Source organism: Alloscardovia theropitheci, assembly GCF_004332295.1.
Taxonomy (GTDB): Bacteria; Actinomycetota; Actinomycetes; order Actinomycetales; family Bifidobacteriaceae; genus Alloscardovia; species Alloscardovia theropitheci.
The window spans coordinates 42,463-68,250 of the sequence record NZ_RXLP01000002.1 but is presented as its reverse complement, the minus strand read 5'-3'; the positions used below and the strand labels follow the sequence as shown (position 1 = coordinate 68,250).

The following is a 25,788-nucleotide window of genomic DNA, read 5'->3' as shown; positions in this document are numbered from 1 at the left end:
AATGGCAGGAACAAATCCTCGAGCAGTTCGAATTGCAGGACTCATTCAGCGAGTTGTAGCAACTGCTTTAGAAAAGGATATTCATGATCCTCGTTTACGTAATGTAACAATTACTGAGGTACGTGTAACCAATGATATGCAGCAAGCTCGTATCTTCTGGACAATTTATGCGCATAATGGTCATGAAGAAGGTCAGAAGAAGCGCGCTGCACAGGCTTTGAGACAAGCTCAAGGGCATTTGCGCACAATGGTCGGGCGCAAAGCTGGACTTCGCTTAACTCCTCAGCTTATTTTTGTCTTCGATGCCCTGCAAGGATCGGCAGCACAAGTAGATGATGTCCTCGTCGTTGCTCGAAAGCGCGATGAAGAGCTAGCTAAGATGCGTGAGAATGCGCAGTATGCCGGAGAAGAAGATCCATATAAGCACAAAGATGAAGATGAGCAAGAAGATGAAATAGCTGACATCGAATTCGACGATTATGATGACGAATATAATGATGAATCTGATGCTGTTTCAGATGACGACGATTTCGATGATCTTGATGATTTTGATATCGATATCATTATCGATGACGAAATTGAAGCAAATGAAGCAACCGATATCGACACGGATAAGAAGAATTAGTCTGAAAGTTAGTCTGAGAAATGCTCACAAGCGGAATTATCGTTGTAGACAAGCCACAAGGTGTAACAAGCCATGATGTGGTAGCTGCATGTCGTGGACTCTTGCATACCTCAAAAGTTGGTCATGCGGGGACTTTGGACCCTATGGCGACTGGGGTTCTTGTTATCGGATTTGGCAGTGCAACGCGTCTTCTTAATTCGATAGTCGGCAAAGATAAAACGTACGATACAACGATACGACTTGGTGCTAATACGACTACTGATGATGCTGACGGGGATATTATTCCTTACTCCGAACACGAGCAGGAAAAAATAATTACCCGTCTAGCACAGCTTAGTGAAGACGATATAAAATTAGCTATTAGTCGCAATCTCACTGGGTATATTAGTCAAATTCCGTCAACATTTTCTGCTAAAAAAGTCGATGGACAGCGTGCATATGATTTAGCGAGACGCGGTGAAAAAGTCGAGCTTAAGCCTAATGCAATAACCGTGAATGAGTTTATCGTGCGCAATATTGTACGAAGCGACGATGGCTTGTTCGTTGATGTTGATGCTACGATTACGTGTTCTTCAGGAACGTATATACGCGCTCTAGGCAGAGATTTGGGTAGTCTACTCAACGTTGGCGGACATCTGACGATGCTTCGAAGGACGCGTGTAGGAAAGTTTAGTGTTAACGATGAGAAGGTTATCCCTTTTTCTGCCGTCGAGCATAGCTTTACCAACAAAGATGGTCTAACAATCACGCGTCTTAAGGCAGTTGCTCCACAATCGTTAGCCACACGGTCACTAACCACACAGTCGTTAACCCCGCAGTCAACGACCACACAGTCAACGCATGGACATGAAAATTTAGAGGAATTAGAAAAGCATGTCTGGACGCCTCGGGAAGCTGCACAGATAATTTTGCCAACTATGGAATTAACGCCACATCAAGCGATCGATATAAGCTTTGGAAGGCCTTTGAAGGTAGACATCCACGATGTTACCGCAGCCATTTATCAAAATGATCTTATGGCGTTACTCGAACCATGGCGCAAGCATATGGCAAAACCATCAACCGTTTTTATCACCCCAGCCGAACTAACTACACTGGTAGAAAATCTATAGGAGAAACATGGAAATTATTCGTTTGATCCCTAACGAACAGGGAGTAGTTGACTGGCCGACACTTAGTGATGATAAAAGGGCAGTAGTAACCATCGGCAATTTTGATGGAGTTCATCGTGGTCACCAAGCAGTATTAGAGAAAACTCTTGATTTAGCTAAGAAGCATGATGTCCCAAGTGTAGTTATAACTTTCGATCCTCAGCCTGGTCTTGTTCATCGTTATGCCTCTGCTCATGAGGGACAAGAATTGCCAGATGAAAAGGCGCTTGATAATCCATATGAGCTGATGGGATTGAATCAGAAACTGTCGATAATTGAAAAAATGGGTTTTGATTACGCCATTGTAGTTAGATATACACTGGCTTTTGCCGCACGTACATATATCTTCTTCCTTGGTCAGCTTGTGGGGAAATTAGGGATGCGAACTCTCGTCCTTGGTAGTGATGCCACAATGGGCAAGGGACGTGAGGGAGATATCAAATCTATTACTAAATTATCGCAAGCTACAGGTGTCTTTGAATTGATCGTCGTCGATGACTTTGGACCAAGTGGTATTTATGTACCCCGTGAGGTCACTTATGTGGTTCCAGAAATTTCTGGTGAACCTGTCAATCCGCTCAAAGCGATGACTAAAGCTGAGCTTCGTGCGTGGAGTAAAAAGAATCGTAGCGTACCAACGCGAGAGTATAGCTCATCTATGGTTCGTTTTTTGCTTGCTCGCGGATGTGTGAAGGACGCTGGCGAAATATTAGGTCGTGCACATAATATCGAAGCTGTTATCGTGCATGGACAGGCACGTGGACGAGAATTGGGCTTCCCAACGGCAAATTGTGGTCAGATTCAAGGGTTTGCGCCAGTCGATGGCGTATATGCCGGGCATTTGACTGTAACTGAAACTGGAGAACAATATAGCGCTGCGATTTCCGTGGGTACGAATGAAACATTTGACGGAACAGAGAGAACTGTTGAAGCTTACTGCATTGATGCTCCAGAAAATTTGAACATATATGGTCAGAAAGTGCGTATCGAATTTACGCATTATTTGCGACCGATGATTAAGTTTAAATCTGTGGACGAATTGATTGAGCAGATGAAGAAGGATGTTGACGAAGTCCAAGTAACAAACACTCGATGAGAGTTTTCTTGTCGAGAAACTATAGATTTTTCATAATCAGAGCTTAGCGTGTTTTCATATGGAGAAGATGAAGACGCGCTAAATTAGTTTATCAATACATTAAGCACTTTATAATGTTAGTTGTAACCCGACGATGGGACTACAAATTTTCCAAAGGAGGAAAAATGAGGGTTAATGGACAAAATGTGGGTCTTATGATTGTGTGTGGGCGTGTTATGTGTGTTTAGTGGTTTCTTCCTGCCCATCCGCGATGGATAGAAAATCCTACTACAATACCAGCATTGTTTACCCCGATGATGTAAACCCTTTCTTACGCATAGGATTGTTACACAGAGGACATAACCGTGCACGTGGTGATGTAGTTCTCATAGTCTGATTACACCATGCACAAAACCACACAAAAGTCAAACGAACCCACCTTTTAACAAAAAATCATTAAAAATACCCTCACACGCCTACAAAATACTAACCCCACAAACAGTTTAAGACCCACATTATGTCCATTAACCCAAAAATGAAGAGGGAGTTTGTGTACGCAAAACATGTAATCGTTATTTTTATCCTAAGTATGTTGAGCAGTTCATTAGCGTTAGTGCCTGAAATCGCCGTTGCTCAAGAGATGGTTGACACTAGCTACCAATCAACAGTATCGCGTCTGCGTAAATCACCTGGTTATGTTTATCCATATAGCATTCGTGATTCCTCCTTAACTCAAGCATATCTGACGGTTGAAGCTCGATGAGGTAGCGTCATGTGCAGAAAACGATGGAGTACTCTCGGGATAATTTTTACTCTCACATCTTTCATACTCGCAGGATGCAATGTTCCGCTAGGAGGATATTCACATACCCAAACGAATCAACTTTTCCAGCCATATCGCGGTAAAGATGTAAAGGAACTTAATGGTAAACACATTGATCTTTCGCATGTGATTCTCATTATTCCGTTATATGAGTTTGCTGATTCGACTTCAATCCCGGAAGATCGTTCACAGATAGTTTTTATTCATGATGACGGTACCTACGAGATTCAAGATAATCATTATATGTTTTCGAAGACCGTTGCTTGGACGGATAGAGGTGTATTTTATTCCGACTGGAAGTACGATTATTTCATAGATATGAAAACTGAAATAATGCATGTCACGCCGCATGAGAAAACAGAATTTGAATATACTACATATGAGATTGATGATAGCCATGTTGCAACAATGTATAACAAGGGAATAGGGCTAAAGGATAATGGTCTTCTCAGCGTTTCATCAGCAGATGATCCTCATACATATGAAGAATTGACGTACACAGTGGGTGATGAATTTACCTTGGGATCGAATGTGGGGGCATGCGCAAATGGCAACACGTATGAAATAGGTGTGGCTGGAGTTGGTTCTGCAGAACCGACCAATGTTATGTATCAGTTATCGGAAAAAGATAAACCCGTATATAAAAAAGTACATTCTATAAAGGCAACGAACGTGAATTACTTTGATGATTTTTCAGAAATTCATCAATATACGGGTAATCAAACGACCGTGGCGTTTGGGAGCGGATTTGGATACCCTTCTACTGTTTGTTCTGATAATTGGATATACGGTTTAGTAGATATCGGCAAAAGTTTAGATGGATATGGAGAGGAAAATCCTAAGGGATATATTAAAGCGCTGATGAAATGGAATGTGATTTCAGGTGAGAATTCTTTTCTTCCTTTAAGAGATGAACATAATAAGATCATGTATTCTCCGTATGGGGATAAATGGAACACTATACAGTACACAAATAATTCTTTGGAGAGTAATCAATTCATAATGTCCAGTATGGATACAGGAGCGATAGCTGCTGTCGATATGGAAACCGGAATTGTCACTCAGATTGCGCCGCCACTAGTGTCATCAGACAAATGGCCTATAGGAAATGTAAAGATAAATTGTTCTCGAGCTTATATCTATCAAACATGGATACCAATGAACGATGATCTTGGAAAGCATTCATATATCAATGTGTATTCGAGAGAAACATATAAATTAATTAACACGATTAAAATTGATGACTCTTTTACTCAGTATGAGCAAAATAATTCAGTTCAATCAGGTTTCCCAGTATTTAATCCCGATTATCTCAAGAAGCAGGAGGTTGTGCAAAAGAGAAACTAGAGGCGTCTATATATCTAACTTTTGTATCGCATACGAAGGTTGAAATTCTTTTGGTTTTGCGTTTAACCAAAATTCGCGATATTCTAGTGGAGTCTTGATTTTCGACGGGGAATAATGTGCTCCTACGCTTAAAGCGAGAAGTGAGATTCTCAATCGACTATGATAAAGGAGATTTCACGTGAGTGAATTGAAAGAGACGAAGACTCTTGATGAAGGCGGTAAGTCTATCGTTGCATTGATGACAGCATTGCTAGTCGCTATTTTCGCGTTCCAACTTAATGCTTCTATGCTTTCACCAGCATTGACAACGATGGAACATGAGCTTGGAGCTACAGCAGCTCAAATCGCACTAACGCAGACGGTGTTCTTTACTGCTGCTGCGCTATTCTCGCTCTTCCTTCCTCGACTTGCTGATTTAGCTGGACGCAAGAAGGTTCTGCTTGGTATTTTGATTGCGACTACAGTTGGATGTGTTATTTCTGCACTAGCACCAAATGTGACAGTCCTCATGATTGGTCGTATTCTGCAGGGTGCTGCAGGTCCGGTAGTTCCAATGTGCTTGATTATGCTTCACGCTCGCGTTACCGAGGAGAAGCGCTATACACGACTTATGGCTATTTTGACATCAGTGAATGGTGGTATTGCAGGTGTTGATGCACTTCTTGGTGGCTGGCTTGCAGGCACGTGGGGCTTCCGTGCAGTATTTTGGGCAATGACTATTATCGCTGCAATCGCTATCGTACTCGTATTCTTCTTCGCTGATGAAAGCAAAGCTTCTGAGACTTCCGCGATGGACTGGCTTGGCGTGTTCTTCCTCGTCGTAGCTATGGGAGCGTTAATTACTGCAATCAATGAAATGCAAAAACTTGCGGGTGCTAATTGGCTTTTTGCCGGAATTCTTGTAGTAGTTGCTATAGCTGGATTTGTCGCATTCTGGGAAACTGAAAAGCGTAAGAAGAACCCAATGGTATCGACTCATTACATGAAGCAGCGTCGTACATGGGGCCTTTTGCTCACTACTTTGCTCACCATGACAGGTGTATTTGCTGTGATGAATGGTATTATCCCAGCAATCGCACAAGATCCAAAGTTCGGTACAGGAATGGGTGCAAACGTTGTATCATTTGCTACCTTGACGCCATATGCTTTGATTGGTCTTGCATTCGGCCCAGTAGCTGGAATTTTGGCATCGCGTTTTGGCTATCGTAACGTCTTACGTGTAGGACAGCTCGTTACCTTGCTTGGTGTCGCATTAGCAATTTATGTAGCTGCTCATCCAACAATTATTGGATTGGTTCTTGTTTCCGTCATCTTAGGTTTCAGCTACGCAGGAACAGCAAATATTATGCTTAACGGTTTGGGCATCGTATTGTCTCCAGCCGATAATCCAGGTTACTTGCCAGGCCTGAATGCAGGAGCATTTAATTTGGGTGCTGGCTTGAGCTACGTTGCTCTGTATGCTGCGCAGAATATGATTATCGGAAATGTAACACTCGGATATGAGGCAGCCTTGATTACAGGACTTGTTCTTGTAGTCCTCGCACTTGCTTCTTCCTTCTTGATTCCGCAACCAGGAAACGACGAATAAACTTTCTCGATATACGGGAATATAGTTTTGGGTCTCAGCTAATTTTGAACTGAGACCCAAAACTATATGTGAATTAAATGCGTACAGTTTACAAATTTCTAAAATAGCTGAAGAACTCTTGCGTTTCAGGATTCGTTGATTCATCCATTACTTCAGTTGGCGTACCATTTTCAATAATATGTCCGCTACGCAGAAGAACAATCCGATCAGCCGCCTGATGCGCAAATGTCATTTCGTGTGTAGCCATCAAAATAGTCGTACCCTGTTCTTTGAGTTCCAAAACCATTTCAAGGACCTCTCCGACAAGCATTGGGTCAAGCGCAGAAGTAATTTCATCGAGTAATAACAACTCTGGATCCGTCATCAAAGCACGCACAATTGCTACTCGTTGTTGCTGTCCACCGGATAAACGATCAGGATAAGAATTCGCCTTGTCAGCCATTCCAATGCGCTCTAACAACGCCATCGCTTTATCGCGGCTCTCAGTTTTGTCTCGATGCAAAACATGAGTAGAAGCGAGGATAATGTTATCCATAACGGACATATGAGGGAAAAGGTTAAATTGCTGGAAAACTACACCAATGCGAGATCTAATTGCATTCTCGTTGATTCGAGGATCAGTGATATCTGTATCGCCCAGCCAAATTTGTCCGTCATTGACTCGCTCTAATAAATTAACGCAGCGCATAAGTGTTGATTTACCTGAACCGGATGGGCCAAGTAACGCAACTACTTCGTGTTCATGAACATCAAAACTGATATGATCCAAAATGAGATTTGAACCATATGCTTTTGTTACATTATCAAGACGTAATACGGCACGTGTATCTTGAGCAGTCATTAAACAATACCTCCATTGAGCTCACGCTTGCGAAGTCGAGCAGCATACCAATCATTGAGCAAAATAAATGGAACGCTCATACAAATAAAAGCAACGGATGCTGTGATATAAGGCGTGAAATTATACGTATTTGCTTGCATAATCTGTGCCGAGCGAATCGCATCAACCGCTCCTAAAGTAGAAATCAATCCCACATCTTTTTGCATAGAAATGAAATCATTCATTAATGCTGGTGCGACTTTACGCAACGCCTGAGGGATAACAATCATGCGGATAGTTTGCAAATTCGTAAGTCCCAAGGAACGAGCGGCAGCGCGCTGTGAAGGATGAACGTCGTTAAAACCAGCACGAAGTACTTCAGCGATATAAGCAGAATAGCTCAAGATAACTGCAACTGTACCAAGTAATACTGGGGAGATGCGATTTGTTACCAAACCAGGTACGCCAAAACCAATGAGATAGAGAACAACGAGGATTGGTATACCGCGCATAATAGTTGTATATGCGGCAGCAATCCAACGAAGTGGAAGCATAATAGCACTACGACTTGTACGCAGCAATGCAAGAAGCGTTCCAAGAATTGCGACTCCGATAACAGCGAAGAAAAGAACTTGGATATTCAGGAGCAATCCTCTGCCAACTGCTGGCAAAGATTGGACGAAGATATCCCAATTGAAGAATGTGAACTTAACACGTTCCCATCCTGGAGAATTGTGGAGAGCAGTCGCAATAACAGCAACGAGCACAATAGCGCTGACAAGACTCGTAATTACTGACTTCAAGCTCTCTTTTTTGCGGTATTTTTCACGGTCGCGCTCTACAGCGCTTACTGTGGAAGGATCGAATGTAGCCATTGGTAAACTCTTTAAATTAATGGTCCTAAATTGTGATTTGGCGTAGTAGGGGTGATGTACTGATGCAGTAATGCACTGTATATGGTGGTTCATCACTACATGGTGTTTTCTAGTATATCTAAGGCACTGAAATTCTTATGTACCTGCAGTTTCTGTGCGGGTATTCCTTGGCGTCATGGACAGATGATGTGAATGAAGTTAGGCAAATCTTCCATAAAACCATGCTTAACCAAAATCCTGACAGAAGACAAAAATATAGGCGGTATAACCTAGAAGCTATACCGCCTATATATAAGACTTACTTCAGTACTGGCAAATTAGTATACGAAGACAACCACTTATCCTGCAGTTCCTTCAAGGTACCGTTTTGCTTCAAAGTATTCACAGCCTTAGTTACCTTTTCAGTAAGCTTGGAACCCTTTGGCAATACGATACCGGTTCCTTCCTTGTCTTCAGAATTTGCAATCTGCCCAAGAACTTTACCATTGCTTCCAGCCTGACCGGATTCAACCATATTTACAGAAGTTGGAGCATCAACAACGAGCACGTCAATCTGACCAGAGGCCAAAGCTGCAACAGCGTCATCATTATTATTGAACAATGTGATATCGTTCTTAATCTTTTCGCTTGCCTGCTGGTATGAAGTTGTACCGGACATTGCGCCGATAACAGCATCCTTGAGCTCAGCTAAGGTAGTAGCATTAGCAAACTTATTGTCAGACTTAACGACGAGAGCTTGAGTGCTGTTGTAGTAGCTAGGGGAGAAGTCTACCGCCTGCTTACGCTGCTCAGTAATAGAGAACTGCTGGATATTCATATCCCAGTCCTTCGCACCTGGAGCAATCGCAGAATCGAAAGTAGAACGGGTCCACTTTACATCCTTTGCATCATAGCCCATTTCTTTTGCAACTGCATAAGCAACCGCTGCCTCATATCCTTCACCGGACTGTGGCTTATTATTAAGAACCCAAGGGGAATAAGCTGGTTCACCAGTCGCGATCGTGAGCTTACCCTCAGTAACGGTTTCAGAATTGCTATTTGAATTTGTAGAACCACATGCAGCAGTAAAAGCAAGCAAAGCTGCTGTAGCGCCGGCAAGAATGGTACGACCAAAATTCTTCTTGTTAATCATGCAGAACTCTCCCAATTTCTCTAAAATAAATCTGCTCTTAAATCGTAACTAATGCCCTAGTACAAGCAGAGGTAAATTTAATCTTTTTGGATTGTTATTATCCACAAAATGAGAAATTATTTCGCTTACACAGATGAGAAAGAGGTAAGAAAGCGTTGAGAATAAAGCTATTGACACCACTTGTGTGAGTATGGATATTTAGGCTATATATTTTTCTTATAATGCATACAATATTAAATATGACTACTATTTCGAATATTGAACACGAAGATGAAGTAAAGAATAGCCCATTTGGCTTTGGCGAATTTAATGAAGCATATGCCCAATATTTTACGGGTGCATCGTTTCTAAAAGGGCTAGTCAATCCTGAGGATAATATTGAATGGCATATGGCACAGGTGAGCTTTGAGCCGGGATGTATTAACCATTGGCATGCTCATACAACTGGATACCAGGTGCTTTTGTGCACTGCTGGCGAAGGATGGGTACAAGAAGAAGGCAAAGAAGCTGTCCGCTTGAAAGTCGGTGATGTATACGTGGTTCGTAAAGGCGTCAAGCATTGGCATGGGGCAGCGAAGAACAGTTGGTTCTCTCACATCGCTATTACAGCCGGTCAGACCCAATGGTTTGAACCAGTTAATCAAGGCGATTATGAAGCGCTTGATAAGTAAGATGTAGCTACCTACACTAGGAATATTGCTTGATAATTTAAGGAGAAAAATGCGTGATATAAAGCAGACAGCAGGACGAGATAATCTTGGAGAGTTTGCTCCGACTTTTGCACAGATAAATGATGATGTGCTCTTCGGTCAAATTTGGGCCGATGAAACTCTTGATTTGAAAACTCGCAGCACTATCGTAATTTCAGTATTCATGGGGCGTGGGCTAGTAGACAGCTCATTACGTCACCATTTAGAGCTTGCAAAGAAAAATGGGATTACACGTGAGGAAATTTCTGCAATCATTTCGCAGGCTGCATTTTATGCCGGGTGGCCGATGGGCTGGGCTGTGTTTAATATGGCGAAAGAAGTGTGGGCGGAAGAATAAAATTTTGTGAGATATAGGATTTGTATGGTGCTATATCTCGCTGAGGTGCTTGTTTTATTTTATTTAAATACTATTTTGCAAGTGAGTGCCATTTTTTAAGTTTAATTCTTTAAAAAGAATCGAAAAATGGCACTCACGTGCAAAATAGTATTTTTTATACGAATTTTTTCGGTTTTGCTGAGCTCAGCATCAGGAGCAAATACGAACTAGGAGCGCTAGCCCCTATCTATCTGCTTAATCGATAACAGTAAACCCCTCGAAAGTAAAACCAGGCGAAACTACGCATGACACCAACGCATCGCCTTCAGTTGGTAGAGTTCGCTGCCATTGGCCAGCTTTTACGAGACATTGAGTTACAGTAGAATTTGGCTGAGATGGGTCTAAATTCAAGCGTGTCCGTGTGCATTGTTCTGTGAGCTGATCTTCACTTAAGGTACGAGGATCGCTATCGCATACTTCAATCTCTACAGCTGCTGGTCCATGCCACAACCACAGCTCATCAGCATCGACGAGATGCCAGTCGCTGTAATCACCTTGTGGCAAGAGGAAGTAGATAAGCGAAGCAAGTGGACGATTTGAATCGCCATGCTCGATAGGGCTTTGCCACGTTCGGCGATACCACCCGCCTTCAGGGTGCGCAGCGAGTTCAAGATGCTCAATTGTTTGCTGAGCATAGTTGCTTAATTCAGGAATAACATCTGCATGAACTGCTGTTGTTGGGTTTAAATCGCGCATTGTTGCCTCCAATTCATAATCCGATGTGAAACGACACAAGCTATTATCATCTTACGATAATAATGCTGTTCACCATGAATACTAGTCTTCCATTTCAAATGCGTCGTTGTTATAGGCAACGCGTCCAGAGATAACTGTTGCCCGATTTGTACCAGAACCTTCTCTCACAATTCGTTCGAGAGTGTGCTCATATGCTTCGTTAGAGCTTAAATCAACAGGAACATCAAGGAATGCAAAATCAGCTAAAGCTCCGGCATTGATTTGTCCGATACGTTTTGGTCCGATATTAAGTCCCATAACTTCGGCACCGCCCAGAGTCATCATACGAATCAAACGGTGGCTAAGATCGTGCCCTGTGTATCCTTGCTCGCGTGCTAGATCGTAGAGCATTGACACATCATCAAGAACGTCTAGACTTGGGCTAGATGATAGGGAATCGGTACCAACAGAAACGAGATTTCCCTCGCGAAGATACTGGGCGACAGGTGCATCCTTTTGCGTGCATGTAATACGATTACTGCGAGGGCACAAAGCTACTCCAACACCTCGCTGGCGGAGAATGCGACGATCTTCAGCATTGGCGTACACTCCATGCGCGATATGAATATCGGGTCCAAGGCTTCCTAGCTGATCGACGAATTGAATAGATGATACATGCTCACCAGAGGATTTGAGTTGAGGATAGCTATCCCAATGATGTGAGCGCCATGAACGCGAGACAGGTGAATACAAGTCATTTGCATGCGAATCATCGCCATCAATCTCAGAAGCAGATTCACTAGGTGTTTCGCCCAAGTGAATATGCAAGCGCATGCCTAGAGATCGTGCGATATCCGGCAAATCGAGTAGCGGTGCAGAATCTAACGAATATGGCGCATGTGGACTAATACCAATTTCGGCAGCTTCATCTTCTTGGGAAGCTTGTGCGAGCAAATCGCGCAACCATTCTGGGCCGCTTGCATGCCAGTTGTCATTTTCCCAACCCATAACCTCGAGATAGGTAATACCATGCATTCGCTGAGAATATAAAGCTCCGGCAGCCTCAAGATCTGTTGTAATATCTGCAGCGGCGGTGGTTCCGTATTTTACGAGTTGTCGTGCGCCATCGTATGCCCATTCTTTCCATGGTTTCTCGATAGAATCATCGTCATAAATTTCGTCGAATGCATCGCTCCATTCCTGGAAACTATTGTAATTTTTCTCGCCAACAGAAGCCATGCCCGTGTATTGAAGATGAGTATGGGCGTTAACGAGGCCAGGAAGGAGGACTCCATCCCAATGCTTTTCAACTATTCGTTTGGATCTCAAAGGCCCCTCGTTAAGAGCCTTGAGTACCCAAGATCGTGTACCGACGTGAACGACACGATTGAGATACACCGCAACAGCGCCATCAGGAATAACTGGTGCTGTTACCGGGATAACTAAAGCTGCAGAATAGACAACAACAGGATTGAGATCATGCATGAGAATTTTCTTCCTGTGACTTTGTAGATGAATGAGATGACGTACTAAAACGAGTTTTGGTCCAATCGGTTACTAATGTTTGTGACTCGTCGATTTCTGCTCCTCGAGCAGCTAGAGCTGAACGTGCAATTTGCTCATCAATATCCTTATTCATCCGAATGACGCGATGCTCAAGCTCACCATCGTTTTCAATAAGCATACGAATCGCATTAAGCTGTACAGCGAAACTCAAATCCATGATTTCGATTGGATTGCCGCTACTAACCGTATAATTCATGCCATCTGCGCTCGCTATAAGTCGAGCAGATTTGCCATTTCCTAAATCAAGCTGGGTCAATGGTACAGCCGGAGAAATATCTTGGTGTGTGATAGCAGTTAAATCATCAAGAGCTATTTCGTTTGCTATTCCGCCAATGACACCAAGAACGGTTCCGTCTTCAATCTTCTGCAAAACGGGCAAATCAATAGTGTGATACACTCCGGTGGCGCTGATAAGGCAATCGCATTCGAGAGCAGCTTGAGATAAAGGCATGACTTCGAAGCCTTCATACTGAGCTTTCAGAGCTGCAGTAGCACTTTGTTCCACTATGACGACACGTGCTCCTAATGAGCGCATGCGCCGAGCAAAGCCACGTCCCACAGGACCAAAACCGATGACCGCCATCGTGCCTGATTCGAGCGGGTAATTATCGTCCATTATCTGCAAAAAGGTAGTGGCACATGATTCGCCGGTTCCATGAACATTGTCGAAGCCGGTCTTAAGTTGAGAATCATTGGAGGCAATAACCGGATAGGGAAGTGCTTGAGAGGCTTCCATTGCCTCGAATGCACGCACACCTGAGGTTGTTTCTTCAGCGACACCACGTATTGCTGGTACTAAGTTTGGGCGTTCTAACTGAGCAAGCCGTGCAAAGCTTGCTCCATCATCGATAATAATAGTCGGTTTCATATCATCGAGAAGTTGCAATGCCGCTGCATGTTCTTGGCTTGGAGTCCATTGTGAATCCGCATATACGCCAATTCCACGTTCTTTGAGCTCATCAGCTACAGCTTGATGTACTTCTGCTGCCGTCGCATACACAGCTACTTGAGCTCCTGCTCTTTGAAGTTCAAGAAGGAGAACTGCCGTTTTAGGTTCAATAATAAGGCTAACCGCTATACGTTCGTCCTGCAATACACCCGACTTCACGTATTCGTCAGTAATATGACGTACCACAGGCATGCCATCGTATGCTAAATTGATTTTCTCTGCGGCAGATTTATCTTCAGTGCGTAAACTCTGCAAGGAGTCACACAGGCAGTCATGCGAGTAGGTAACTTTTTCTCCATCAACAGTAGCAAAGGTATCATGAAGTTCAATTGCGCATAACGAACGGTCTGAATCATTAAAGAATAACCGCATTCCCCATTCGTTGGCTGCTTCCTCAAAATTATGCGGTCGAACGGATTGGAAATCAGGCGCTACCCATATGCGTGCGCCAGCTAAACTACGATTTGTTGTCTGCGAAATTGAGCGGACAAGAGAAGAGAATTCAATCTGGTTCATATATATCCTTTACACCTAGTGCAATTTTACACAGAAGCTATCTATTTTCTTTCTTTATTGATTTTGCATGAGTACAGAGGAGTTAAAGAAGTAAAGTGAAATAGATATCGCCCTGCTATGATGGGGCGCATGACTACAATTGCAATATTGAGCGCTCTTCCACGCGAAATCGCGCTGATTCAAGAAACGTATCCTGGTGAAGTACTTCACGAGGGTGGATTAGATATAGTTCACCATATAAGTGAGAATACCAAAACGCATATTTTTAGCGCTTTCGGTGGGATGGGAACGACCAATATAGCAGCTGCTACGCAAACGTTAATTACGGTTGCAAGGTATATTACACATAGTGCCGTGGATGCGCTCTTCTTTAATGGTATTGCTGGAAATCTCAATGCTCATCTTGGCTTTGGAGATATTCTTTTATGCGAGAAATTGGTATACGAAGAAACAGATTCCGATATTATTGCTGAAGATAAGCCGTATATGAAGACATTTGCATCTACACCGAAGCTTCTTGCGCTCGCTGAAGAATTCTTAATCGAACAAGGAACAACGAAAATTCGCAATAATGCAAGTATTCATAATGCGGCTCAACTCATGTACACTGAGCAAGGTATCCGCTTAGCTCCGGCTGAAATTGACAATCACACGGATAATTTAAGCACTCATCGTTTTACCGTGGGAACCGTGGCTACAAGTAATCTGTTTAGCACCGAGCCTGATATCTTGACTCAGATTATTACACGTGATCACGCTGACGCAGAGGAGATGGAAGGCGCGGCTGTATCGCATGTATGCCATAAAAATGGTGTACCACATCTCGTTATTCGCTCAATGAGTAATGATTGTGGAGAGCCATATGAACAGCTCGATAGTAGGGAAGATGATCTCAATACTTCTGCTCGTTTGGCGGCGAAAGTGACGATTGGAGTGGTTGAGAAGATACTGAACTAGTCGTGATAGAGAAGTAAATAAATTTCTCTCCTGTATCTACTCAAAAAATGATAAAATATTGGTGTAATCGCGAAGTGGCGATTACACCACAAGAAAGCAGGAGAGAGAAATGAAAACAAATATTTTACTATACGGTTTCTCCAGCGGAACTTGCGAATTCGACAGATATCATATTACACAGGCAAGCATAATGCGAAGAATACTGAAAAGTTCTGTACTAGCAATGGCTTTGTGTATTCTCAGTAGCTGTGCTATTGCTGAGAATACACAAAGTTATACCATCTCGCCAGAAACAGAGTATGTCCTTGTGCAATCCGATCTCCTTAGCTCTCAGCAAGGAAGAATTTCTTCGTTCGATAAGAACGGTAAAGAAATTCAACATGCCAACATAACATTTCAAGATGGCGGATATATCGCTGTTGACAAGAATCGCGATTTTTATGTTGCAGGCGAACGTGGTAATGATAACGTAATTTTTACGCGAGGGAAGGCGCAATTCTTCCATCAGCTTGATGAACGCGACCGCAGTGGAGCAACTGCTATTTATCTTGACGAGACTACCTCATATGCATCTATGAATGGGACATTCTCACAAGAGGACGGTTACTACACGTTATTTGTCGCCCGCGATAGAAAAACTAACAAAACGTTGTACCAAACGCGAATCCCACTATACGCGTATTCCATACTTGAATATCACAATGATATTTATACACTAGGAGATAATCAAAGTGCGATTACAAATAACGCTGTAGTATCCATTCTTGATAAAAAAACCGGGAAAATCAAGAAAACGCATCACTTTAAGGAATATACCGGTATAACGGATGCTTATGTATACAAGAATATGCTTTTTGTAGTTGTTCAGCGAAATTATGATCCATTCGAGTATGAAATTATGAGATGGAACGAGGGAAATTTGGTTCCGTTAGATGAGACATATATCAGTCATGCGGATGAGGGGATAAAGATTAATGTCGCAGACGATATTATCTATGGAATGGAAGAATCTCGAATTTTGCCATGACTCTGGACGGCCACATCATCAAGGAATCGAATAATGCCAAGAAAGATTTCGAAAATACATATATGGAAATGATTGGTAATACCTTGTATGTAGTTAGTCGGAAGAATAAGGATAAAACGAGTTACGAGGTTATTCAAAAATTTGATCATGAGCTGAACAAAATTGAGCATGATGTAACTCTTGAAGTTCCGTGGATAGGTCAACACATGCTTGCGATTAAACCTAATACAGCCAGGAAGGGCGAAAGTTGAAATTGGATGAAATGCAAAAAGTTAGAGGCACGTGAAATCACGTGCCTCTAACTTTATCAATCGCAGAGCTTTAGTTGAATACTCGACGAATCGAATATCCACGTCCACCAAACGAGGACAGTGTAGTGACCTGAGTTCCAAGTCCTGGAGCTAAAGCGTTTACAATCTTTCCGTCGCCCAGATAAATTGCAGCATGAATTCCATTTGCAATGATGTCACCAGGCTTTGCTTCAGCAAGAGAAGCAACTGCTGTACCAACTGTTGCTTGAGCGCCAGAAGTGCGAGGAAGGCTTACGCCAAATTGTGAATAGACATACTGTACGAAGCCTGAGCAATCCCAGCCAGATGGCGAAGATCCACCCCATACATATGGTGTGCCGAGGTACTTCAAACCAAGATTTGCTACATCGGTACCAGAGCCTGATCCAGAAACTGTAATCGCAGTAGATGAACTTGAAGAGCTGCTAGATGAAGTACGTGATGACTGTGTAGCGGAAGCTGCGCTCGCCTTTACCTTGGACACTGCATCCTTCAAAGAATTGATATCAGAATTATAAGTATCAACTGAGTTAGTGGTATCAGACAAATGGGCAGAAGCATTATTTAATGCATCGCTTAAAGTCTTGAGGGTGGCCGATGATGCTGAACCATTCGAACCGTATGCTGCCTGAGCGGTGTTGTATTCCTGCACTAAAGAATCGCGGGCAGATGTCTGCTCTGGTGTCATCTCATATTTAACCGTAACTGCAGAGCTATCAGAATTCAAATTCCATTCCGAACCTTGTACATAGCTCACAGTTGCTGTTTCAGCAGTCAAATTTACACGATCAGAGCTACGAGAGACACTCAGGGTATTGCCGGCGTTGGCATTTCCTGAAGCAGTTGCGACAACTGGTGTAGCTGATTGTGCTAAAGCGATTACAAGAAGTGAAGAAACAGCGATAGTGCCAATCTTCACAGCTTTCATGTTCTCGTTCAAAGCGCGTGTCACCTTCACGAAGGCGCTGCGCGTGTTAAAAGGTGTAATTGGTGCAGCAGCTGAGCTAACTCGATGCTTTCCTGTACTCAAAGTAGTCTTCCCCTTAGGACGACATTCCTGCCCGGTATTTCCGAACATTCCAGCCGTTGGTCGGTTTAGGTGTGTAATGATTAATCGGTATATACATATCTGCATAAAGTCGCGCAGTTACATGTGTAACCGCGATGCAATACGTATATATGCAATCGATGCAAATACACAAAGTGTAATTTTAGCACATGGTGGATAGAAATATTTCTGAGAGTGTAAAAAGCAATATGATGTATGCAACGTGAACGATGAGCCAACACGGCTTTCGAATTCGGTTAAGCCCCTATGGCATAATAAATAAGATTTATGTTTATTGTTCGCAGTAACAACAGTAAAACTAATTTGTGAATAGGTGATTTTAAGTGGCACAGACTTCAAATGATATTAAGAACGGTTCTGTTATTAACCTCGACGGAAAGCTTTGGACCGTTATCGAATTCCAGCATGTAAAGCCAGGTAAGGGTCCTGCTTTCGTACGTACTAAGATCAAGGAAGTTTTGACCGGCAAGATTGTTGACAAGACTTTCAACGCAGGTATGAAGATGGAATTCGAAACTGTAGATAACCGTACCTTGCAGTACTCCTACAAGGATGGCGACAACTTCGTATTCATGGATATGACTACCTATGATCAGGTATTCATCCCAGAAACTCTTATCGGCGACTCCGAAAAGTTCCTCCTTGAAGGCACTGACTGCATCGTTTCCTTCCATGAGGGAAATCCTTTGTCTGTAGAGCTTCCAGCTTCTGTAATCTTGACCGTTGCTCATACCGAACCAGGTTTGCAGGGCAATCGTTCTTCGGCTGGTACTAAGCCTGCAACTATGGAGACTGGTGCTGAGATTCAGGTGCCTTTGTTCATCAACGAAGGTGAGCGCTTGAAGGTAGATACCCGCACAGGTGACTACCTCGGTCGCGAAAACTAAGATAAGTAGGAACATAAGGACCACACTTAAATATGGCACGTTCCACTGCTCGTAAGCGCGCATTCAATACGCTTTTTGAAGCCGACATCAGAGGTCAGGAAATTACTGACCTCTTAGATGCGCGCATTGTGCACCCGGGTGCACAGACACCACTTCCTGTGTATGCGATAGAAATTGTGCGCGGTGTAGCTTCGCATCGTCGTACTATTGATAAAGCTCTTGATGAATCTCTTAATACATGGGAAGTGTCTCGCATGCCAGCCGTAGACCGTAATTTGGGTCGCATGGCTGCATGGGAAATTATCTATAATGATGATGTTGCTTCAGGCATTGCAATTGATGAAGCAATTTCATTAGCAAAAACATATGCAGGTGATGAAACTCCTGATTTGCTTTACGGTGTGCTGAGCACTATCGAAAAGAAAGTTCAGGAAATTCGTCAAGAAGAAATTGAATGGCAAAATCAGCGTGCGGCTCTTGCTGCTGCGAATGATGCGCAGCACGATGCTTACGAATCGCATGAAGATAATGCCGAAATTTCTCAGAGTACAAAGAATTTTAACGATATTGCGTTGTCTGATTTTGATAATGAAAATACAGATAATGCTATATCCGAACAATCATCGACTGTTTCTGTAGAGGAGTCTGAAAAGAGCCGTACGGAGCAGAACATCGATAACACCGATAATATAGATAATTCTGAGCCGACGTACTTTACGCCGGCTGATGAGTTATCACCTGAATTATCACCCAGCCCGCAAGGGAATTAGACGACCTAGAATTCTCGTATAGAAAGCCAGGAGGCGCGTGTGAATCCTCAAGAATCAGTAACAATAACACCACTTAACTATTCTGTCCACAGTGCCTTATTAGTGCTTGAAGACGGAAATATTTATGTAGGTCAGCCATATGGGGCACAAGGTGCAACTACCGGGGAAATTGTTTTCTCCACGGCGATGACTGGATATCAGGAAACTCTTACTGATCCTTCGTATGATCGTCAGATAGTTGTGCAGACCTTCCCGCATATTGGCAATACTGGTGTCAATGATGAGGATGTCGAGTCTTCAAAGATTTGGGTAGCTGGATACGTAGTTCGTGATCCAGCTACCCAAATTTCTAATTGGCGTGCGCAGCGCAGTCTTGATGACGATTTATATAAATATGGAATCGTCGGAATTGCTGATATTGATACCCGAAAGCTTGTACGTCATTTGCGCTCAGCCGGTGTAATGCGTGCAGGAATTTTCTCAGGCGATGCTTTGCTTGATAACGATGGTCGTCTCAAGCGAGTTGAAGATTTGCTTGACATCGTGAAAAATTCTCCTTTTATGAGCGGGGCAAATCTTTCTCAAGAGGTATCAACTGATAGTGGCTATATCGTTGAGCCACAAGGCGAGTTTGAAGGAAAAGAACCACTCTATACCGTTGTCAGTGTTGATTTGGGCGTGAAAGCGATGAGCCCATATCGTATGGCTGAACGAGGCTGTCGAGTGCATGTATTGCCAGCATCATCTACCTACGATGATATTAAGGCACTTAATCCTGACGGCGTATTCTTCTCAAATGGTCCAGGAGACCCATCTACCGCCGATTTTGAAGTTGAACAGCTACGCAAAGTGCTTGATGCAAAGATTCCATTCTTTGGAATTTGCTTCGGAAATCAGCTTCTCGGACGGGCGCTTGGTTTCGGAACATATAAGTTAAAGTTCGGTCATCGCGGAGTGAACCAGCCTGTTCAAGATTTGACCACAGGCAAGGTCGAAATTACGGCGCATAACCACGGCTTTGCAGTTGACGCTCCTAAGGGAGAACCAGTACCGAGCCCATTTGGTAACGGACATTATGGAAGAGTTCAAGTAAGCCACATTGATTTAAATGATGACGTTGTAGAAGGCTTACAATGCCTCGATATTCCAGCGTTCTCGGTGCAGTATCATCCAGAAGCAGCTGCCGGACCTCATGATGCAGCGTATTTGTTTGATCGTTTCATTAACCAGATGGAGCAGTCAAAGCAGTTACGCGGATAGTTGAAGCAAGCCGATACATCTGATGCGCTTACCATAAAAAGTACAGGCACATCGTATAACTAAGGCTGCAATAGAAAGTACATCTTAGTTTATCGGCTGTTTACCACCACCCGATTGTCAGCAATCACATTTACACAACTTAGAATTACGAAAAAAGTACGCATATAACATTACAAAGGAAGTTCCATGCCAAAGCGCTCCGACATCACATCTGTCATGGTTATCGGTTCTGGTCCAATCGTCATCGGTCAAGCCGCTGAATTTGATTATTCAGGAACACAGGCTTGCCGAGTTCTGCGAGAAGAAGGAGTACGAGTTATCCTCGTGAACTCGAATCCTGCAACCATTATGACAGACCCTGAAATGGCAGATGCAACATATATTGAGCCACTTTCTGTACCAATCTTGGAACGCATTATTGCGAAAGAACGTCCTGATGCATTACTCCCAACCTTGGGTGGACAGACAGCTCTCAATGCTGCTATTGCTTTAGGTAATGCTGGAGTATTGGAAAAGTACAATGTCGAACTTATCGGCGCATCTTTGGAAGCAATTGATCGTGGCGAAGATCGAGAGCTCTTTAAGAAGGTTGTGGAAGAAGCCGGAGGCGATTCAGCTCGCTCATTCATTGCTCACTCGATGGAAGAAGTTGAGCATATCGTCAACGATGAATTGGGATACCCTGTAGTTGTTCGTCCAAGCTTTACTATGGGCGGTTTGGGCTCCGGAATTGCGCGTAATGTTGAAGATTTGCATCGCATTGCAGGCGCTGGTTTGCATTACTCGCCAACCAATGAGGTCCTGATTGAAGAAGGTCTTGAGGGCTGGAAAGAATATGAGCTCGAGCTCATGCGAGACCGCAAAGATAATGTGGTCGTTGTATGCCCAATTGAAAATGTTGACCCAGTGGGTGTTCATACAGGCGACTCGATTACCGTAGCTCCAGTATTTACCCTTACTGATCGCGAATATCAAAAACTTCGTGACATTGGTATCGCTATTATTCGTGGTGTTGGTGTCGATACGGGTGGCTGCAATATTCAGTTTGCGATCAATCCTCGAAATGGACGTATCGTAGTTATCGAAATGAACCCGCGCGTATCTCGTTCGTCTGCTTTGGCTTCGAAAGCTACAGGGTATCCAATTGCTAAAATCGCTGCGAAGCTTGCTCTCGGCTATACTCTCGACGAAATTCACAATGATATTACAGAGACAACGCCTGCTAGCTTCGAGCCAACAATCGATTATGTTGTTACTAAGATTCCTCGCTTTGCATTTGAGAAATTCCCAGGTGCTGATGAAACTTTGACAACATCCATGAAATCAGTAGGCGAGGCGATGGCTCTTGCTGGTAATTTCCAAGAGTCGCTTGGTAAAGCGATGCGTTCTATTGATAAACGTCATGCTGGTTTTAATTGGGATGGACCAATTCCAAGTACAGATGAAGTTGCTTCACTGCTTGAGACTATTAAGATTCCTACAGAACATCGCTACTTGCAGCTTATGCGAGCAATTTGGGGCGGCGCGACTGCTGAGCAGATTTTCGATGCGACAAAAATTGATCCATGGTTTATTGATCAACTTATGCAGATTAATGCGACTGCGCTTGAAATTCGTGCAGCAGAAGCCTTGAGTCCACAGCTACTTCGTAAGGCAAAGAAGGCAGGGCTGTCTGATGTCCAGATTTCACATTTGCGAGGTCTTGGCGATCAGGGTGAGGACGTTATCCGCGAGCTGCGAAAGAACTATGGAATTCGCCCAGTCTATAAGACAGTTGACACCTGCGCAGCTGAGTTCGATGCAATTACACCATACTATTACTCGACATATGCTGATGAAACTGAACTGAAGAAACGCGACCGTGAGGCCGTTATTATTCTTGGTTCTGGTCCAAATCGTATCGGCCAAGGAATTGAATTTGACTACACATGCGTTCATGCTGTACAAGAGCTTGGAAAAACGTATGACACTATCATGGTCAACTGCAATCCGGAGACCGTATCAACCGATTATGATATTTCAGATCGTCTGTATTTCGAGCCACTGACCTTTGAGGACGTTCTCGAAATCTATCAGGCTGAGCTCAAGCTTGGACCTGTTAAAGGTGTTATCGTCCAGCTTGGCGGACAAACTCCGTTGTCGTTGGCAGCACGTTTGAAGGCAGCTGGTGTCCCGATTTTGGGTACGACTCCTGAGTCAATTGATTTGGCAGAAAACCGTGAACTTTTCGGCGAAATTCTTGAAGAGAAGGGCTTAAACGCTCCTCGCTATGGCACTGCACTTTCGTACGATGAAGCTTTGAAAGCTGCACAATCGATTGGTTATCCAGTACTTGTACGCCCATCGTACGTACTCGGCGGACGCGGTATGGAAATCGTCCTAGAAGACTCTCAGCTTAAGGAATATGTAGGACGTGCTCTTAAGGAAGCACAGGCAGATCGAGTAGTTTCCGGTCGTCTTCCTTCGCCGTTGCTTATCGATAAGTTCCTCTCTGATGCTATCGAAGTAGATGTGGATGCCCTTTATGATGGCAAAGAGCTCTATATCGGTGGAATTATGGAACATATCGAGGAAGCAGGTGTCCATTCTGGTGATGCTGCGTGCGTTCTTCCTCCAAATACTCTGTCTGATTCGCAAATTAAGCGTTTGCGCGATGCAACCCTTGCCATTGCTGAAGGTGTAGGAGTACAGGGCCTGATCAACGTGCAGTTTGCTTTCATGAGCAATACGTTGTACGTTATTGAGGCAAATCCACGCGCTTCTCGCACGGTTCCATTTGCTTCTAAGGCGACTGGAACAGCACTTGCTAAAGCTGCTGCTCGCATTATGGCTGGGGAGACCATTGCTGAGTCTCGCCGTTTAGGGTTGCTCTTGCCTGAAGGAGATGGTGGAGATATTCGCCCAGGACAGCCTGTGGCAGTAAAAGAAGCCGTACTTCCATTTAAGCGTTTCCGTACAGAAGCAGGTCGAACTGTGGACGTAATTCTTGGACCTGAAATGCGCTCGACTGGTGAAGTCATGGGCTTCGATCGTGACTTCCCGCATGCATTTGCTAAGAGTCAAATTGCTGCATACGAAACCGGTCTTCCTACTGGCGGCAGCTGCTTCATCTCAGTGAATGATACAGATAAGCGTCAGCTTCCACTTATGGCAGCTCGTTTAATCGAACTTGGATTTAATTTGTATGCTACAGAAGGAACTGCATCTGTTTTGCGCCGCTATGGAATTGATGTACAGGTTGTAGACAAGCTTACTCGTGCATCAAGCGATAGCGATGATATGAAGGTTGTCGAGGGACACGGAAGCATCGGAAAGAATGTGGTCGATCTCATCGAAGAAGGAGCTATTGACTTGATTCTCAATACTCCAAGCTCACGCACATCGCGTTCCGATGGTTATTCGATTCGAGCTGCTGCAATTGCTGCTGACTTGCCACAGTTTACGACAGCAACGGAATTCCTTGCAGCTTTGATGGCAATTGAAGCGGTTAAGAGCAATGATTACGAGATCGCGTCTATTCAGGAGCATGCGCAGCGTTTGCATGAATTGGATGCACGTGAGTAGATAAAATTAATAAAAATCTATGGAAATGTTTGAGGGCTGGTTCACTTATGTTCAGTGAACCAGCCCTCAAACATTCCAATTATGGTGTGATAATGCAATCCGGTAGCAATTACATGTTTATGATACCTTGAGCGAACGCATTTTCTTGATAGTTACCGCCAAAATGAGCATAACGACATAAATAATTGCGGTACCAAGAATGACTATGGATTCGTGCGTTAAATGCGGGAAAACAGGAAGCGAGTAAATGAATTCCCATAACGCATAACTAACGGCACCGATAGCTGCAACAACTGAAACGAAAACGGAAATTACTTGGCTAACTAACGATTCATCGACTGCACGAACGAGAATTGCCTGGAATGAAGGACTAATTATCGCTTGTGAGAAGGAGAAGCAGAAACCGAAAAGAATAGCAATAAGTCCATTAGGTGATAGGGCCATACCAATTAGCGAGAAAATAATGAGTATATACGAGAGTGTGAGCATAGCCCAAAAACTCATTTTCTCTGCTAAACGTGGAGCTAACGCATAACTTATTGCATATCCGAGTGACATTGCACTCAAACACCAACCATAGCTTTGCGTGTCATGGAGCACATTGCTAAAGAAAAGAATAACAGCAAAACCAATACCAGACGATGCAATCGCCTCAAAGATTGCAAATGGAAAGAGCAGTCGATACGTCGAAGTTTTTGCAAAAATCTTGAGTCCAGCAAACCAATCTGCAAAGAATTCGGTGAAAGCGTTTTTGGTTGATTGAGGGGTATCTGCAGTCGTTGCTTTGTCATCGGTATCGGTGAGACTTACTGCACTCGAATTCTTGGAAACTATTAAAATCAAAACTATCGTAATGATCAAAGAGATTGTTTCTGTAAACAGAATTGAAATATACGCGTTTTTGCTACTGGCAAATCCCGCAATAGCAGGACCGACGAGAGTTCCTAAAAGGCTTATGAGACGCATCAATGAAAGGACATCTATTAATTTTTCAGCATCTGTAACCTTATTGATAAAAGACGTAAGCGCTGGGGAATAGAAAGTATCGGAACCAGTAGTAATCAAAACTAGAACGGTGAGAACCCAAAACGCGACATTATGCGATGCGATAAGAGAATTATTCGTCGCATAAATAGTGCCTATAATGCATAAACCAGCAACCATACGGGTAGCACAGGCTCCCATAATTGTCTTTAATACGCCAAAACGTTCGGCAAGAGCTCCGAAGAATAATCCTGTAATGAGAGCACTAATTGAGCACAGCGTGAGATAAACAGTTAAGTAGCGACTCGAATCTGCGAAACCGACAAGGAGCGAATTAAGTAGCCACAACTGAATTGTCGTTTCAGCAACGCTCGTAGCATAAACAGAGAAGAAATCGCTTATAGCGAGACGCCAATAGCCTCGAAAAATTTTAAATAGTTGCATCGAGATTGGCCTTTCTTGCAAAATTGCACCGTTGCTAAAATTCAATATATATATACGCTGGGAGGTTGATTGTAGCAAGCTAATATCCCGAATAGTGAGTGTGGGGCGGGAAGGTGCTGTGGGGAGTGTTTGTGAGGGTGTTATTGATGGCGTAGGAAGGGCGGTTATCGTGGAAAACTCGCATATGCCTGCAGAAAGAGTGAGCAAGAGCGGTAACAGATGAAATTTGATTGAAAATCTTATTACGTGAGGATAACAAATTGTAATCATAAATGAAACTGTATAAGGATTAGCGTTAGTAAGCAGAT

At 43.4% G+C, this 25,788-nt stretch carries 22 protein-coding genes and 1 pseudogene; 15 read left to right on the top strand and 8 right to left on the bottom strand.

What is annotated here, in order from left to right:
* Position 1: 1 nt before the first annotated feature.
* The 6 genes from rbfA to uriT all read left to right on the top strand — a co-directional run bounded on the left by rbfA (position 2) and on the right by uriT (position 6,609).
* The gene (rbfA, locus tag EJ419_RS00660) at positions 2–625 is read left to right on the top strand and encodes a 30S ribosome-binding factor RbfA (RefSeq protein WP_131282998.1); all 624 of its coding nucleotides are present in this window, start codon (positions 2–4) and stop codon (positions 623–625) included.
* Between the two features lie 20 nt (positions 626–645).
* Positions 646–1,737, top strand: coding sequence for a tRNA pseudouridine(55) synthase TruB (gene truB, locus EJ419_RS00655; protein ID WP_131282997.1), 1,092 nt, complete (start codon positions 646–648; stop codon positions 1,735–1,737).
* A gap of 7 nt (positions 1,738–1,744) precedes the next feature.
* Positions 1,745–2,872 (top strand): bifunctional riboflavin kinase/FMN adenylyltransferase, encoded by a 1,128-nt coding sequence (gene ribF, locus EJ419_RS00650; protein WP_131282996.1) that lies wholly within the window; start codon positions 1,745–1,747, stop codon positions 2,870–2,872.
* A 529-nt stretch (positions 2,873–3,401) separates the two neighbouring features.
* Positions 3,402–3,614 (top strand): hypothetical protein, encoded by a 213-nt coding sequence (locus tag EJ419_RS00645; RefSeq protein WP_131282995.1) that lies wholly within the window; start codon positions 3,402–3,404, stop codon positions 3,612–3,614.
* 9 nt (positions 3,615–3,623) lie between these two features.
* Entirely contained in the window at positions 3,624–5,021 is a 1,398-nt protein-coding gene (locus tag EJ419_RS00640; protein WP_131282994.1) for a hypothetical protein, read from the top strand.
* Between the two features lie 178 nt (positions 5,022–5,199).
* Complete coding sequence (gene uriT, locus EJ419_RS00635) at positions 5,200–6,609, top strand: uridine transporter UriT (protein ID WP_476726852.1); 1,410 nt, start codon at positions 5,200–5,202, stop codon at positions 6,607–6,609.
* 88 nt (positions 6,610–6,697) lie between these two features.
* Here uriT and EJ419_RS00630 read toward each other — a convergent pair whose 3' ends face one another.
* The 3 genes from EJ419_RS00630 to EJ419_RS00620 form a co-directional block, all read right to left on the bottom strand.
* Complete coding sequence (locus EJ419_RS00630) at positions 6,698–7,450, bottom strand: amino acid ABC transporter ATP-binding protein (RefSeq protein WP_131282993.1); 753 nt, start codon at positions 7,448–7,450, stop codon at positions 6,698–6,700.
* Entirely contained in the window at positions 7,450–8,304 is an 855-nt protein-coding gene (locus EJ419_RS00625; protein WP_131282992.1) for an amino acid ABC transporter permease, read from the bottom strand. The genes EJ419_RS00630 and EJ419_RS00625 overlap by 1 nt, the downstream gene beginning before the upstream one ends.
* 298 nt (positions 8,305–8,602) lie before the next feature.
* Positions 8,603–9,436, bottom strand: a complete 834-nt coding sequence (locus EJ419_RS00620; protein WP_131282991.1) for an ABC transporter substrate-binding protein — start codon at positions 9,434–9,436, stop codon at positions 8,603–8,605.
* Positions 9,437–9,675: 239 nt separating this feature from the next.
* On the opposite strand from EJ419_RS00620, the gene EJ419_RS00615 reads away from it, so the two are divergent.
* Complete coding sequence (locus tag EJ419_RS00615) at positions 9,676–10,107, top strand: cupin domain-containing protein (protein ID WP_131282990.1); 432 nt, start codon at positions 9,676–9,678, stop codon at positions 10,105–10,107.
* 49 nt (positions 10,108–10,156) lie between these two features.
* Positions 10,157–10,483, top strand: a complete 327-nt coding sequence (locus EJ419_RS00610; RefSeq protein ID WP_131282989.1) for a carboxymuconolactone decarboxylase family protein — start codon at positions 10,157–10,159, stop codon at positions 10,481–10,483.
* Positions 10,484–10,717: 234 nt separating this feature from the next.
* Here EJ419_RS00610 and EJ419_RS00605 read toward each other — a convergent pair whose 3' ends face one another.
* From EJ419_RS00605 to EJ419_RS00595, 3 genes are all read right to left on the bottom strand, one after another.
* Positions 10,718–11,218, bottom strand: a complete 501-nt coding sequence (locus EJ419_RS00605) for a cupin domain-containing protein (protein ID WP_131282988.1) — start codon at positions 11,216–11,218, stop codon at positions 10,718–10,720.
* 81 nt (positions 11,219–11,299) lie between these two features.
* Positions 11,300–12,682, bottom strand: a complete 1,383-nt coding sequence (locus EJ419_RS00600; RefSeq protein ID WP_131282987.1) for an amidohydrolase family protein — start codon at positions 12,680–12,682, stop codon at positions 11,300–11,302.
* Positions 12,675–14,228, bottom strand: coding sequence for an adenosylhomocysteinase (locus EJ419_RS00595; RefSeq protein WP_131282986.1), 1,554 nt, complete (start codon positions 14,226–14,228; stop codon positions 12,675–12,677). Before EJ419_RS00595 ends, EJ419_RS00600 begins: the two co-directional genes overlap by 8 nt.
* A gap of 129 nt (positions 14,229–14,357) precedes the next feature.
* Between EJ419_RS00595 and EJ419_RS00590 the strand changes: the two genes are divergently transcribed.
* The 3 genes from EJ419_RS00590 to EJ419_RS00580 all read left to right on the top strand — a co-directional run bounded on the left by EJ419_RS00590 (position 14,358) and on the right by EJ419_RS00580 (position 16,463).
* A complete protein-coding gene (locus EJ419_RS00590) occupies positions 14,358–15,185 on the top strand; it encodes a 5'-methylthioadenosine/S-adenosylhomocysteine nucleosidase (RefSeq protein WP_165496180.1) in 828 nt (275 codons plus the stop codon).
* Positions 15,186–15,408: 223 nt separating this feature from the next.
* On the top strand, positions 15,409–16,212 hold the full coding sequence (locus EJ419_RS00585) for a hypothetical protein (RefSeq protein WP_131282984.1): 804 nt from the start codon (positions 15,409–15,411) through the stop codon (positions 16,210–16,212).
* Entirely contained in the window at positions 16,209–16,463 is a 255-nt protein-coding gene (locus EJ419_RS00580) for a hypothetical protein (protein ID WP_131282983.1), read from the top strand. Before EJ419_RS00585 ends, EJ419_RS00580 begins: the two co-directional genes overlap by 4 nt.
* A gap of 70 nt (positions 16,464–16,533) precedes the next feature.
* On the opposite strand, the gene EJ419_RS08530 is transcribed toward EJ419_RS00580, so the two are convergent.
* Positions 16,534–17,532: a C40 family peptidase gene (locus EJ419_RS08530; RefSeq protein ID WP_420836902.1), complete on the bottom strand. Its 999-nt coding sequence runs from the start codon at positions 17,530–17,532 to the stop codon at positions 16,534–16,536.
* A 362-nt stretch (positions 17,533–17,894) separates the two neighbouring features.
* Between EJ419_RS08530 and efp the strand changes: the two genes are divergently transcribed.
* The 4 genes and pseudogenes from efp to carB all read left to right on the top strand — a co-directional run bounded on the left by efp (position 17,895) and on the right by carB (position 24,052).
* On the top strand, positions 17,895–18,458 hold the full coding sequence (gene efp / locus EJ419_RS00570) for an elongation factor P (RefSeq protein ID WP_131282982.1): 564 nt from the start codon (positions 17,895–17,897) through the stop codon (positions 18,456–18,458).
* A 32-nt stretch (positions 18,459–18,490) separates the two neighbouring features.
* Positions 18,491–18,988: pseudogene (gene nusB / locus EJ419_RS08425) on the top strand (transcription antitermination factor NusB); the annotation flags it as partial.
* 279 nt (positions 18,989–19,267) lie between these two features.
* A complete protein-coding gene (carA, locus tag EJ419_RS00560; protein WP_131282980.1) occupies positions 19,268–20,488 on the top strand; it encodes a glutamine-hydrolyzing carbamoyl-phosphate synthase small subunit in 1,221 nt (406 codons plus the stop codon).
* A 186-nt stretch (positions 20,489–20,674) separates the two neighbouring features.
* Entirely contained in the window at positions 20,675–24,052 is a 3,378-nt protein-coding gene (gene carB / locus EJ419_RS00555; protein WP_131282979.1) for a carbamoyl-phosphate synthase large subunit, read from the top strand.
* 117 nt (positions 24,053–24,169) lie between these two features.
* Here carB and EJ419_RS00550 read toward each other — a convergent pair whose 3' ends face one another.
* Positions 24,170–25,480, bottom strand: coding sequence for an MFS transporter (locus EJ419_RS00550; protein WP_131282978.1), 1,311 nt, complete (start codon positions 25,478–25,480; stop codon positions 24,170–24,172).
* Positions 25,481–25,788 lie beyond the last annotated feature (308 nt).